The 14,263-nt window shown below is 33.8% G+C and carries 11 protein-coding genes and 1 riboswitch; all 11 genes read right to left on the reverse strand.

Going from position 1 to position 14,263, the window contains the following annotated elements; translation table 11 throughout:
• A complete protein-coding gene (locus tag CD29_RS15130; protein ID WP_081976288.1) occupies window positions 1-1,383 on the reverse strand; it encodes a cobyrinate a,c-diamide synthase in 1,383 nt (460 codons plus the stop codon).
• Window positions 1,384-1,492: 109 nt separating this feature from the next.
• Window positions 1,493-2,971, reverse strand: coding sequence for an adenosylcobinamide amidohydrolase (locus CD29_RS15135; protein ID WP_036188663.1), 1,479 nt, complete (start codon window positions 2,969-2,971; stop codon window positions 1,493-1,495).
• A 1-nt stretch (window position 2,972) separates the two neighbouring features.
• The gene (locus CD29_RS15140; protein ID WP_036188665.1) at window positions 2,973-4,037 is read right to left on the reverse strand and encodes a FecCD family ABC transporter permease; all 1,065 of its coding nucleotides are present in this window, start codon (window positions 4,035-4,037) and stop codon (window positions 2,973-2,975) included.
• Window positions 4,003-4,995: an ABC transporter substrate-binding protein gene (locus CD29_RS15145; RefSeq protein ID WP_036188668.1), complete on the reverse strand. Its 993-nt coding sequence runs from the start codon at window positions 4,993-4,995 to the stop codon at window positions 4,003-4,005. The genes CD29_RS15140 and CD29_RS15145 overlap by 35 nt, the downstream gene beginning before the upstream one ends.
• Before the next feature lie 184 nt (window positions 4,996-5,179).
• Window positions 5,180-5,381: riboswitch (cobalamin riboswitch) on the reverse strand.
• A 73-nt stretch (window positions 5,382-5,454) separates the two neighbouring features.
• Window positions 5,455-6,000, reverse strand: coding sequence for a histidine phosphatase family protein (locus CD29_RS15150; RefSeq protein ID WP_036188671.1), 546 nt, complete (start codon window positions 5,998-6,000; stop codon window positions 5,455-5,457).
• 558 nt (window positions 6,001-6,558) lie between these two features.
• Window positions 6,559-8,298, reverse strand: coding sequence for a recombinase family protein (locus CD29_RS15155; RefSeq protein ID WP_036188674.1), 1,740 nt, complete (start codon window positions 8,296-8,298; stop codon window positions 6,559-6,561).
• Window positions 8,299-8,472: 174 nt separating this feature from the next.
• Complete coding sequence (locus tag CD29_RS20890) at window positions 8,473-9,759, reverse strand: murein hydrolase activator EnvC family protein (protein ID WP_052124195.1); 1,287 nt, start codon at window positions 9,757-9,759, stop codon at window positions 8,473-8,475.
• 315 nt (window positions 9,760-10,074) lie between these two features.
• Window positions 10,075-10,551 carry a ZIP family metal transporter gene (locus CD29_RS15165; RefSeq protein WP_052124198.1) on the reverse strand — a complete coding sequence of 159 codons (477 nt, stop codon included), beginning with the start codon at window positions 10,549-10,551 and terminating at the stop codon, window positions 10,075-10,077.
• A 50-nt stretch (window positions 10,552-10,601) separates the two neighbouring features.
• Window positions 10,602-11,009 (reverse strand): VanZ family protein, encoded by a 408-nt coding sequence (locus tag CD29_RS15170; protein WP_235801852.1) that lies wholly within the window; start codon window positions 11,007-11,009, stop codon window positions 10,602-10,604.
• Window positions 11,010-11,372: 363 nt separating this feature from the next.
• On the reverse strand, window positions 11,373-12,560 hold the full coding sequence (gene ccsB, locus CD29_RS15175) for a c-type cytochrome biogenesis protein CcsB (RefSeq protein WP_036188680.1): 1,188 nt from the start codon (window positions 12,558-12,560) through the stop codon (window positions 11,373-11,375).
• A gap of 36 nt (window positions 12,561-12,596) precedes the next feature.
• Complete coding sequence (locus tag CD29_RS15180; RefSeq protein WP_036188682.1) at window positions 12,597-14,249, reverse strand: cytochrome c biogenesis protein ResB; 1,653 nt, start codon at window positions 14,247-14,249, stop codon at window positions 12,597-12,599.
• Window positions 14,250-14,263: the final 14 nt, after the last annotated feature.

Genomic DNA, 14,263 nt, shown 5'->3' on the forward strand with positions numbered 1-14,263 from the left:
TTACCTCCTACTATTTTTATGCTCTATACATTTTTCTATCAAATTCTCCACCATTTCAGAACAAGAACCAAAATGAAAATGAGTAAACCCAGCAACTACATTGTGGATTAAGTACCCTTCATTTTTTACCCCTTGCAGCCCTTTCGTTTGATAAGAATAGGGCACATTTTCTTCTGCAGATTGAAAGGAGGCGTAATGAAATTCGTGCCCTTTTGCGTTTAGATCTTTCAGTATAAAATTCCCATTCTGACCAGTAATCTCTCTGTACCCTAATGCAACCAAACTAGGTTGCATTTGTATGCTACCAGGTATTACTCCTACCATTGGATACTTTTTCTTCTCGGTCGTTTCAATGGATTCTGTTAAATACATGAACCCTCCACATTCAGCAAGTGTAGGTAACCCACGTTCTACCGCTGCCTTCACTGATCGCTTTGTTTTTGTATTACGTGCCAATTCATACGCGAATTCTTCAGGAAATCCACCAGCTAGATAAAGTCCATCCACATCTTCAGGTAAATCTTCATTATCAAGTGGCGAAAAATAAACGATTTTAGCACCCTTTGCTTCTAGCATTTCTAAATTTTCAGGATAATAAAAATTAAAGGCCTTATCCTTCGCAACTGCAATTTTAACGATTTGTTCTTTTTTTGTATTAACAAACAAATTCTTGTTATTCACTTTTAATGGTTCAGCAGTAGCTAGTTCAAACAGTTTTTCAATATCAATTGTCTTATGAACTAATTCCCCTAATCTATCAAAAAGCGAATCCAGTTCTCCTCTTTCAATAGAAGATATAAGTCCGAGTTGCCTCTCAGGAATTTCAATGTCTTGCTCCCTTTTCAAATAACCAATTACTGGAACGTTACATTCTTGTTCAATTGCTTTTTTAATAAGTTGAAAGTGGCCTTCACTCCCAACCTTATTTGCGATAACACCAACAATATTTGGTCCTTCTGAAAACAGTTGAAACCCCTTAACAATAGCTGCTGCACTACGAGCCATACTTTCGCAATTGACGACGAGTAAAACTGGACTTTTGGTTAACATACTAATTTCAGCAGTACTTCCCTCATTGGTTTCTGGACTTTTCCCATCAAAAAACCCCATGACTCCCTCAATTACCGAAATGTCAGCACCTTGACTTCCATTTTTATATATTTCTAAAATACTCTCTTGCGAGAGCATCCAACTATCCAAATTACGAGAAACTCTTTTAGTTACAGCTGAATGGTATGAAGGGTCTATATAATCAGGTCCACATTTAAATCCTTGAACTATTAGCCCAGACTGCTTTAAAGCGGCCATTATTCCAATAGTAATAGTTGTTTTTCCAACTCCGCTTCCAGTGCCTGCAATTACTACTCGTTTTGTCACTAACAACTCCACCTTTTTAAGAAAATATAATGAAGGTCACTCAATTACATAATTAAGTACTGTATTGTTTAGAGGTTCACGTCATAAACTTGTTCTATTAAACATTATCTTTCTATTACAGCCATTGTTCTTCATGAACTCTTTGTAAGTATTTTTTTACCGCTTTCTTTGTTGCACTATATACTATTTGACCAATCCCTTTTCCAACAATTGTACCTGAGCCAGCATAAGGTGTTTTTTCCCCTTGCTGTGTAAGTCCAAGTAGGATTGAATCTGTTGAAGTTCCGGTTGCAATTGTATTAGACTGACTATCTTTTATCTTTAAATCTTGTAAGGCCTTCACTTTTGCTTCAGTAGCAGACATAATTCCATTTACAAGAGCTCCATCAGAAAAATGTGCATCTATGAATAAAAATATGTTAATTGTACCTACTGTTTGGATTGCGCCTGTATTAGACTTATTTGTTATATCAACAGCATTTCCTGTTCCTGCAGTGACAACTGCCATCATAGGAATACCTTCAAATTCATCTTCTAAAAAAACTGCATCCTCAAGCACTACAGCAGTCATCATCCCAACTGCTTGTTCATGGGGGATGGAGTGTTTAATCATCCTGCTTTGTAAATCACTTTTAGGTTCTGAACAATTATAGTCTTTCGTAACATGGAAATTACAAAAATGCTTTAACCACTGAATTCCTTCGCCGATTACACCATTAGAAATAGTTCGTAAAGGATGTTTGAACTCAACATGAATATATTCCTTGGTTTGTTTTATTCGATATGACTTGTTAAAGTCCAACGTATTAGAAACGGTGTAGCTTGGAGTCATAATAAGCTGGGGCTTCGGGAGCGTAGGATGTGCCCTAGACTTTAACTCCACGTCGTATACTTTTTTTAATTGGTCTTCTTTTCTTAAGATTCCAACATCACCTACTTCTAAGATGTTTCCGTTATGAAGAAATGCAATTCGATCTGCATATAGTGAGGCGACGTTTAAATCATGAAGGATTGCAAAAACTGTTAAACCGAACTTTTCCTGACGTTTTTTTAGTAAATCTAACATTTGGAATACATGCTTTATATCTAAATGATTAGTAGGCTCATCTAATAATAAAATTTCAGGTTCTTGTGCTAAAGCTTTAGCCAATAACACTCTTTGCTTTTCTCCACCGCTCATCCTTCGAAAAGCGGTTTTCCTAAAGTCGCTAATGTATGTTAGTTCCATGACTTCTTCAATGACAGCCAAATCTTTTTTAGTTAGATTTTTTAGTATACCTTTTTGATGTGGATAACGACCGAGACTTACAATTTCCTCAACGGTGTAATCAAATGCTACTTTGTTTTCCTGTGTCAGAACAGCCATGAGTTTCGCCTTTTCAATCTTCGATAGAGTCGCTATATTTTTTCCATCAATATAAACTCCACCCTCACTTATTAGTAATTGTCCGGTAATAAGCTTAAAAAGGGTTGTTTTTCCACTTCCATTTGGGCCAAGGAGGGTAAAAAATTCTCCTTTATTAATTTGTAAATCTAAACGATTAATAGTTGGAGGTTGAGCATATCCACCACTTATGCCTTTAAGATTGATCATTTTATCCCCTCCGCCCAATTCTTTCTCTTATTAATAACAACGCAAAAACAGGTGACCCTATTAAGGCTGTAATAACGCCGATTGGTAATTCCTTTGGAGCAATAATAGTTCTAGATAGTAAATCAGCTAATATTAGAAATGCACCGCCTACTAACATGGATATGGGCAGGACATGGCGATGATTGGGACCAGTTACAAGACGAACTAGATGGGGAATAACTAGTCCAACAAATCCAATTGAACCTGATACTGCAACTGCTGCTCCAGTTAATAAAGAAGCACCGATTAAAATGAATGTTTTCCCTTTACGAACATCCACTCCTATATTTTCTGCTGCATCCTCACCTAAGGCTAAAGCATTTAATTCCCTGTAGTGATAGAACAGAATGATAGTACCGATTATCATAAAGGGAAGGATTAACTGTATATGACTCCAACCTCTCATGCCGACACTACCATATAACCAATAGATAATTTGTGTCATTGAGTCTCGATCACTTAATGAAATAATAAGAGACACAACTGCTCCAATAAAGGCACTAACAATGATTCCTGCTAAAATTAAAGTTTCAATGGATAAACTTCTACTACTCAATCTAACTAGTCCAAATACTACAAACAAAGCTGCAAAGCCCCCGATAATTGAAACGACTGGAAGAGTAAAACTTCCCAAACCATTGATGGTAACTTGAAAAAATAAAACGATAACTGCACCAAGAGCTGCACCTGAGGAGACACCAATTGTGTATGGATCTGCTAATGGGTTACGTAAAAGTCCCTGGAAAGCAGCACCAGCTAATGCGAGAGATGCACCGACGCAAAAAGCAAGAATCACTCTTGGGAATCGGATATTCCAAATAATCATTTCTTCATTTCTCGCAATATCGTCTAACCAGCCTAAACTAATGGTTTTGTCCATGATTATATGTAAAATTGTTGAAACAGGTACCTGAACGCTACTTATGAATAAGGCAAAGAGGGCCGTACATAGTACTAACCCTCCACTAAAAACATACAACCATCTAACTTTATTAGTTAAAAACTTCCGGATATACAAACTTCGCAATTGCCTCTACTCCTTCAATTAAACGAGGTCCTGGTCTAGTAACAGTATCACTATCAACATCAAACACCTGCTCATTTTTTACAGCAGGCACTTCATTCCATCCTTCACGATTTAGTACTTGATCTCTGGGATTGTCTATATAGTAACCATATGTAGTAATAATAACATCAGGGTTTAATTGTACGATTTCTTCCTCTGTTAGTTTTACCCATCCTTCATGTGCCTCCGCAGCATTAGTTGCATTTATGGATTCGAGCATTTCATGCATAAAGGTATTAGTTCCAGTAGTAAATATATCCGGAGCAGGTGAAACTTCCACCCAAACTTTCTTTTCATCTGTAATCATTTCCGCAGCTTTTACTTTAATTGCTTCATGACGTTGCTTCATATCCGTAATAATTTTTTGGGCTTGTTCATTACTTCCAGTTGCATTAGCGATCATTTCAATATTGTGGTAAACATCTTCAAAGGATGATGCATCTCCAACAACAACTACGTCAATCCCAGCTTCTTCAAACTGCTTTAGTAGTTCTGGATGTGTATTGTAATGATAATCAGTAACTAACGCTAAATCCGGCAAAAGTGAAAGAACAAGCTCTGCATTAATATCTTGTGCACCTACTTTTTCTTTTTCCAATGCTTCTGCAGGGTAGTTACAGTAATCTGAAACCCCAATAATTTTATCGCCCAGTCCTAGTGCAAATGAGATTTCTGTGTTACTAGTTTGAATGGAAACAATTGTTTCTGGCTCATCATCAATTGTAACCTCACGATTAGCACCATCTAAAATAGTGACAGGAAATTGACTTTCATTATTTTTAATAACTTCCTCTTGAGCATCTTCTTTCTCTTTATTACTTACATCGTTCTCCTCTTGTGTACCGCAGCCTGTAATGATTGTTAAAATTAAAAGAAAAAGAACACTCAACAATCCCCATTTTTTCAAAATATCTTTCATTTCTAGTACTCCCTTCTTTTTTAAACACAAAAAAACGCTTTTCCTGTGGAAAGCGTTGGTTAAAGGTATCTATGTTATATACTAATCTTTGCAGATATTTTATATAAGCTTGCAATCTAATATTTAACGAAAAATAATTTAAATAAAGACTACCTACACTTTAAACATTCCTTTCCTCGAGGAAGCTTAAAAAACTTTATAGGCAGGTCTCCTGACTTACGAATCAACAGTTGGTTATTCCTTCCCATGCTTACACACAGTGGATATTTACTAACCTTCCTTCTCGCTTACAGTGGCGGGACCGTATTGGATTTACACCAATTTCCCTCTTAGTCTTAAATATAGTTCACAATCATATTTAAGAAACCTATTAGTTTAATATTCATTTTTTGTTGTTTATACAAGTTATTATAGTACGATTTCTATCATTTGTAAAATATTCCTGATAACACAATATAATTATAAGTAGTTTGTTCTGTTAAAATAGTTTATTGTCCATTGTACTTTATTGAATTCAATTTCGGATAAACTCGCATTGTTCACTTTAATATTGTATTCATTACTTTGAAATAATGTAGTTAATATAACCTGAATCACATCGCCATGTGTTACAAGTAAGATTTTTTTATTATCATATTTTTCTATTATTCGATTTAATCCTCCCAAAACCCGTTTTTTAAAAAGAATAAATTGTTCCCCTGCTTGGTCTTGTAGTGCCTTATTTGTTAATGGTGATCCAACAGCTTCTCCGTAATGCTTCTCCATAAATTCATCCATAATTTCCACATTAAAAGATATCTTATTTGCTATAATATTAGCTGTGTCCTTTGCACGATTTAAAGGACTCGTTATTATCATGTCCCAGTTTTTCTTTGATAGATATGTTGCACATGACTCTGCTTGTTGCTTTCCTCTATTATTTAATTCTGTATTTAAAGTACCTTGGATGATTCCGTTAGCATTCCAATCTGTTTCACCATGCCTAATTAAACAAATCTTTAGCATGTAGCATCCCCCCTCTAAGGACTCTCAATTTTAAAATTATTAGAATGTGTATTCATTTATTTCAGAATCCTTGTATTGTTTTATTAAAGCGTTATACTTAAACGCTTTTTCTCAGACAATATTTTTCTCATCACGTAAAAGTTGATAGATCGAGTAAATGCGAGTATTTTGTCCAATGGAATTATTTTCACATATATTAACACTGAATATATTATTATTTCACTACTAAAGTTTCAATTCTATTTTACTTTCCATCTTCCATAACTTACTATTATATAAAAACTCCACTATATAAAAATAATATTGAAAGTAGATTAGCAAATCATCTTAAACGTTTTACTTTTTAATCGAAAGGTTTATATAGAGATTTTCTTATGATTACATAATATTAATAATTAAAACTGATTCAAATGGAATCAATTTTGATAGTTAAAGTGGAATTTTTGTAAATCGCATTAATATGTAGTTTGATTTCAATTTATGCTATTTCCATACAAAAAAAAACACTCGCAAACATTGATTAATATCAACATTTGTGAGTGTTATATTATAGCTTTATTATATGTTTGAATCTAAAAATACCGAAGGACGGGGATGGCCGTCACCTACACAATCCTCACTATTTTGTGCAGATAACGGCTTTCTGGGAGAACTTTCAGAATTGTTCTCAACTGCTATCTTCATAATTTTGTGAAGAAGTTCTTTTTCAGTTTCTAGATTCTTATAATCTAGTTTGCTAATGTTTTTCACTAACTCAATATTTTCACTATCAAACTTAAAGTGGATATCCAGTTTAGTATTTCCATCTTCAAGTTGAACAACATCTATTTTGTCTATCAACTCACCGATAACTTTTCGTTGAATTTCTTTATCGACATAATTCAAGAAGTTAACAGACAATTCAAACTTTTCACTTGTAATAATGCTATGTTTTAATTCTTCTGCTTTTTCAACTAGTAAGTTATTTGTAGTATCAAATTGTTCAAGTTCAACTTGCACCTCTTCTATTTCTTCTTGAAGAGTTGTCATTTCCCTATCGAACCGTTCAATCATTTTTTCATTTTTAGTCCTTAAACTTCTATCCATTAAGTTGTTTATCTGCTCGTTCTTCCTTACAATCTGCCTTTGGAGAGAGACCTTCCTCTTTAACTTATCGGCTTCCTCAGTTGTTAGAGTGGCGAACTGAGAATTGAAAGCAGAGAGTAATTTCTTCTTACTCACAACATCTTCAAGAGTTGAGATAACTAATGGATCTACTTTGTCTACTCTCAAACCTTTTGCATCACAGAATGCTCTAGAGTGCCTTTGTCTACCACTGCAATAGTAATATTCATATTTTTTTCCGTCATTATTATATTTAGGATTTCCATTGAATGTATTACCACAAGAACAAGTCAATAGACCAGTTAATAAATGCTTAGTAGCAGCCTTGTTGGGGTTGAATGTTCCTTTACCTCTTGCCTTACTTTTGAGTAGTTCTTGCACTTCATTAAAGAGTTCTCTATCAATAATTGGTTCGTGTCTATTTTCAACAATAATCCAATCATTTTCTTCATTCTTCTTTCTTTTACCAGAAGTTGTTTTTCTTCTTTTATTATAGTAAAAGTCCCCAACATAAACAGGGTTTAGAAGTATAGCCCTAATAGTGGATTTGCTGAATTTATCCCTTCCTAAAGCATTGTCTTCTGTGAGTGTTCTAGTTAAAGCATCCATTCCTTTTCCATTCCGGTATTCATTGAACAACCACCTTACAACAACAGCCTCTTCTTCAACAATTTCAAAACCCGTCTTATCTTCTTTAACTGTATAGCCCAACGGTGCTAATCCACCTAAGAAGCGACCTTGACGTGCTGCTATTGATAGCATATTGTCTCGTACTGTTTGCCCTATCTGTTCTCGTTGGTATTCAGCCACAGAAGCCGTAATGTGGAACATTAAGCGTCCTTCTGGTGTGTCTGTTCTCAAGAAGTTTTCTTTCGTAGAAGCAAAGTCAATATCTAGATCGCTTAACTCTTGAACATATGATATTGTATGTTGAACATTTCTAGAGAAACGACTTAGATTATATACAACTACTACTTCAAATTTTTTCTTTCTAGCATCTTCAAACAATCTTTGAAAATCTGGTCTATTATCTGTGCCACCTGAGATATCCAAATCTTGATAAGAACCTATTAGTTCATAATCATTTTGTATACAATATTTCTTAATTTCTTCGAGTTGAGTGTCTTGGGAATCTTTCTCGCCTGTCGGTCCCATATCACTTACTCGAATATAAGCAACTGCCTTCTTACTCACTCTACCGCCTCCTCTTTCTTTTAAGAAATGAGTTTCTTCTATTATATAGTATTTTACAAGTAGAGTAATAGTTTCATTACAAAAGAGTTATAAATGAATTATGAAGAAATCCTCAAATAAATTTGGAATTGCCTCCAAATTCATTTGAGGATGCTAATTAGTAAAGCACACTATTTAAAACGGAACAAACTGCAACGGATTCATATGTCCTACCTTTTGACCTGCCCAAGTACCATTATGCAATTCAAAATGTAAATGCGGTCCTGTGACACGACCAGTCGCACCCATTTTCCCTATTTCCTGTCCTTTCGATACGGTTTGTCCAGCTTGGACACCAATCGAACTCATGTGAGCATAAACGGTTGTATAAATTTTCCCATTAATCGAATGTGTTAAGAGAACAGCATTACCGTATGTACTAAGAGGTGCAGCATACGAAACTACTCCATCCGAAGCTGCCACAATTGGTGTTCCAGTAGAATTTGCTACGTCCACACCATAGTGGAACTCACCACCGCCAAAACTTCTCCATCCATAACCAGAAGTAAATGTACCATATGTTGGAGTTGTCCACACTCCACTTGATGTTACAGGAACATTAGGTGAAGCTGATTCATTATTTTTATTTTGTTTACTTTCTTGTTCACGTCGTTTACGTTCTTGTTCACGTGCCAATTCTGCCATACGTTTCTGTTCTGCAATGATTTTTGCTTCTAAATCTTCACTGATTTCATGTACTTCCTCGTATGCATTTTCCAATTGCTGTTTTGAGTCTTTTAGCTTTTCTTGTTCGGCTTCAAGTTTTACAATTAGGGCCTTTTTATCTGATCTTTGGCTCTCTAAATTAGTCTTTAATGTAAGCAATTCTGTACGTTCACTCTCAAGTTTCACTAACGTTTCTTCTAAGTCAAACTCTTTTATCTCAATTAGTCTAATATCTTCATTTTGTTCATTTATAAGAGAACGGTCAGCCTCCAGTAATGTACTTGCTGCTGAAAACCTATCTATTAAATCAATAAAGCTATTTGCGCCTAGTAAAATATCTAACCAATTTATTGTTCCACTAGATTGAATTGTACGTAAACGTTCGTCAATTAGTTCATCTCGATTATTGACTTTCTCCTCTAGATTTTTAATGTCCGCTTGTAAATTTTCAATTTCTTGAGTTGTTTGCTCAATACTAGATTCAAATATATTAATTTGATCTTCGGTAGCAGTAATTTCTTTATTAAAGTTTGTTATTTGGTTTAATAAACTATCTTGTTCTGCTTGGTTTGTCTGAATTTCTATTTTTTTATCTTTTAATTCTTGGTTTAACTCTGTCTTTTTTTGTTCTATTTCATTTTGTTCTTCTTTTAAACTATCCAAATTATTTGCTGAGGCTTGTAGATTAAGGAAAATCGTTGAAGTAAACAACGTAAAAACTCCAATTAAGACAAAACCTTTTATTTTCTTATCCAAATAAAAAATCCTCCCGAAAATCTTGTTCTAGTTGATAAACCTATTAGTACTCTTTATCTAAAAAAGTGAGTATACCATTCAAAACACTTAATAGATTTTACAATAATGTTTCAGTTCATTGGAGTAATAAAACAAAATGATGACCAACAAAAGTCAATCTGAAACTAACTAATCTATTAAAATAAGTTTAAATTGAATGCCATAATTCCTATTCCGATTAGAGGATAAATTAAAATTCTATGTAATGAGGATTTTTCCATTACTGGCAACAGTATTTCTGTAACTGTAACCATTAAAATAATACCTATGGTAAAACTAATTAAGATGGTCGAAATAAAAGTATGATTTAAATCTAGTATATAAAATGATGCCTTCAGGGATATTATGAAGTAGAAGCGTTTGTAAAAGAGAAATATCATGTTCGTGACTTGTCGCTAGAATAATTCCAATAGGTAGATTGGGAATGGAGAAACTCAATATCAGTAACAAACCTTTACGAATATATACTCTTTCCTTTGAGGTATTCTTAATCACCTGATAATTCCGCATTACTTTATGTAATAATTCAAATATGACCATTCCAATAGAAACTTCAACTATTGTTATGAACCAACCGCCTAATTCAATTGCTTCTTGGAAAATTACAATACTTATTAGGCCAAAGATTAGGCCATCACATACTGCATTAATAATGATTATCTTTCGTTGAAAATCCTTAAAGAGCCATGCAACGGCTCCACCAATAAAAATCCTATAGAAGTGTAAAGGAACCCTAATAGCAATTATTCCCATTAACACCTTCCAATGGTTTAATTAGTGATATGGTGGTAATTTAAAAGATTTTATGAATTATGGTTTTTACTAATTAAAGTTACTAGACTAAAAGAAATGTATCCAAATAGACCACCAGTTGAATTTGTAATTAAGTCAGTCACATCAAATATTCTTGTCGAAGCAGCATTCCACCATACGCTAATTAATTGATAGCATTCTATGAACAAACTAAAAGTTAATGTTGCTATAACGGTCTTTAATAAGCCTTTTTTCATTATAATTGGGTATAAAAATCCAAAAGGCATCATCATTAAAATGTTTAAGAAAATTTCCTTTGTAGCACCGTGATATTTTAACATTAGATCTTTAAATGGCATAAAATTAGCAGTCTCTAAAAATAACTTATTTGTTCCATTTAATGGTATGGTGAAGGGCATTATTGTAACAAAAAATACCATTACTATATATACAAACATAAGAGTTTTAATTATTAATGTATTCTTCGAATCATTTTTCCATATTCTAAAATAAATATATATATATACCATAACTAATAAAGTAAAATCTATAAGATAACCCATTTTCTACACCTTTTCGTAAGTAATGGATTTTATAAGGTTGATTCCATGCTTAAAATCCAATTTTTATTATTGTTATAATACTTATAATATAATAATTTATAGGTCTATTAATTAAAAAGTACATCACAAATATATAAGTGATGTACTAATTATCGTATAATGTGTGACATTAAAGACAAGTAGCTGTTATTTTAATAAAAACATACATTCACTATCATTACTATACAAAGTAAGATAAACTCTCTTAAACTATTTATTTTATGCGTAAGAGTGCAATCCAGCGATAACTAAGTTGACTACGACTAAGTTAAAAATAATAATACCGAAACCGATTAAAGCTAACCATGCACTCTTTTTGCCTTCCCAACCTTTTGAAAGACGTAGGTGAAGGTATGCTGCATAAAATAACCATGTAATTAGCGCCCATACTTCTTTTGGGTCCCAACCCCAGAAACGTCCCCAAGCTTCTTGTGCCCAAATCATCGCAAAGACAAGAGCTCCTAGAGAAAATATCGGGAATCCTATTAATACTGAACGATAGCCAATTTCATCAAATAGTTGTAAGTTTACTTTCTGCACTAATGGATTCAACAATTCGATAATTCGCTTTCTAGCAATTAATCGAATTAAAACGTAAAGAATCGTACCAACTAATAATGACCAAACTACAATATTTAATTTTTGAGCATGAATAAATGCTGGCATTTCAATTAAAGGTTCCATCGCTCCTTCAGTTATAGCAGTAGATTCATTCATACCAAAAATCGGTGGATGATTATAAATAATCTGAAGTTCTATTTCATCTTTATTGATATAAGAATATCGGTCTTCATAGCCAACAGCATTAAATGCAACTGACGCTGCAATGTTACCTACAATGATGACTAAAAAATACAGTACTGCTTCAAGCCAAAAACGTTCTTTTCCTTTTTTCTTTGCATCAATAACTTTTAATAAATAAATTAATCCTGCAACCGCACTGATGGCTAAAATCGATTGACCAATAGCTGCTGTAATTACGTGAATTGTTAACCAGTGGCTTTGTAAAGATGGTACTAAAGGTGTTACTTCTCTTGGAAACATTGCTGCCCAACCAATGATTATTAATGCAATTGGTAACGCAACTAATCCAAGTGCAGTCACTCGATACATAAAGTACATATAGATAAATGCCCCTATTAAAAACATACCAAATGCTGTTGTAAATTCGAACATATTACTTACTGGTACTTGTCCTGAATAAATCCAACGTGTAATAAAGTATCCTAAATGTGCAAGGAATCCGATGATAGTAACAATAATCGCTAGTTGACCCCATTTAGTTGCGCGTCCTGCCGCTCCATCTGGTTTTGCGCTTTTAATCGAACCTCCAATTAATAACGTTGCAACTAAATAGGCAACAAATGCAACAAATAAAAGATTACCACTAATATCTATTAAACTCATAATAAGTAGTCACCTTCCCCTTTTATATTAATACTACTATTCATCTTTCTTTTCTTTCTCTTTTTCGTCAACTAACTGATCAACATATTGAGGTAAATGTGCATATTCAGTTAAGGCATCAATTTCTTTCTTAATTCCAAACCAGTTTTTGTTCGTATGTGCAGCAAGACGAATTTGTCCGTCTGCTAACTGTTCAATCCAAACTCTTCGATGATTCCAGTAAGACCCTATTGCTAAACCTAGTAAAAAGATAAATCCACCAACAATTAATAATGGAATTGTCTTATCCATTCGAATTGTTAAACCTGACATATTGATCGTATCTACACCAGTAAACGCCATTTTATAAGTATTCTCACTAGCCCCTGAACCTTCAACCGTTTGTTGAATAGCAACAAAGCTAATCTCACCTTTTGGTTTTTCCGGTGTTATCATATTAAAAATAAATGCTGGATTATTTGGATTCGGTGTTGCTGTTTGTGGCTTACCTTCATCATTAAACCCTGTATAATCAGGATAATATTCCATTAACTCTACTTTCGTATTTTCATCAATGACATACTCACTTTTTGGATTTCTTAAATCAATAGTGATATTTCCTAGTACAGTACCAGTTTCTTTATTCGTTAATGAAAACGTCATTTCTTTTAATTCATTTAATCTATAATCCATTTGATATAATGAATACCCATCATGCTCTAATGGATGGTTTACTCGGATCGAGTACTCTTTCACCACTTCTAAATTATTTGTTTCTCCTGGTAATGCATCATCCGATTGCTTGTACAATACTACATCCGTTTGATAGTTTTTTGCAATTACAGCCACACCTTGCTGTATTTGTGCAGTTGTCGGGTCATTATCATGTGTTTCTAAAATAAACTTTTTGCTTTCTAAAAAGTAACCATCCATTCCAGGGATAGCACGAGTTTCTCCATCACGAATCCACATTGATTCATCCACATGCATTCCCGGAAGTTGATGTAACATAACACCTAATAAAAAAATGATTAAACCCACATGATTAATGTAAGGACCATAACGTGAAAATCTACCTTTTTCAGCAAGTAAGGCTGATCCATCGTGACGTACTTTGTAATTCATTTTTTTTAGTTTTTCCTCAACCGAATAAAGTGTTTTAGATGGATCGCCTTCAGTAACAGCACCTTCTGCAATAATTCGTTGGCGTCTCATAAAGCTTTCGTGACGTTTTACTCGTTGTTTTGTTAATGATTTGTGTAATGGGATACCACGGTCAATACTTGCAACAATAATGGAAACCCCAAGCATTCCCACAAGTACCTGGAACCACCAAGTTGAATATAGATCAGAAAGCCCCAAATTGTAATATAGTGTACCTAATGATCCATAGTTTGTTTCATAATAAAGTGCCTTACCAGCCTCAGTTCCAGCAGCTACAAAAAATTCTTGTGGAAAAATTGTTCCGATAGATGCTACTACTAAGAGAATAATGATTAATGCCACTCCAACTTTTACGCTAGAGAAAAAATTCCATACTTTATCGACAAAAGATTTATTGTGCGTCTTTGATCGAATGGCAGATCCATCATATTTCATATCTAAAACTTTTTGTGACTTTCCTTCTTCTGTTAGTGGTCTACCACAATTGCTGCAAATTTTTGTGCCAAGTGGGTTTTCATGCCCACAAGCACAAACAATTTTTTCCATAATTTGCACTCCTA

The sequence above is a fragment of the Ureibacillus manganicus DSM 26584 genome (genome assembly GCF_000772945.1).
GTDB lineage: Bacteria > Bacillota > Bacilli > Bacillales_A > Planococcaceae > Ureibacillus > Ureibacillus manganicus.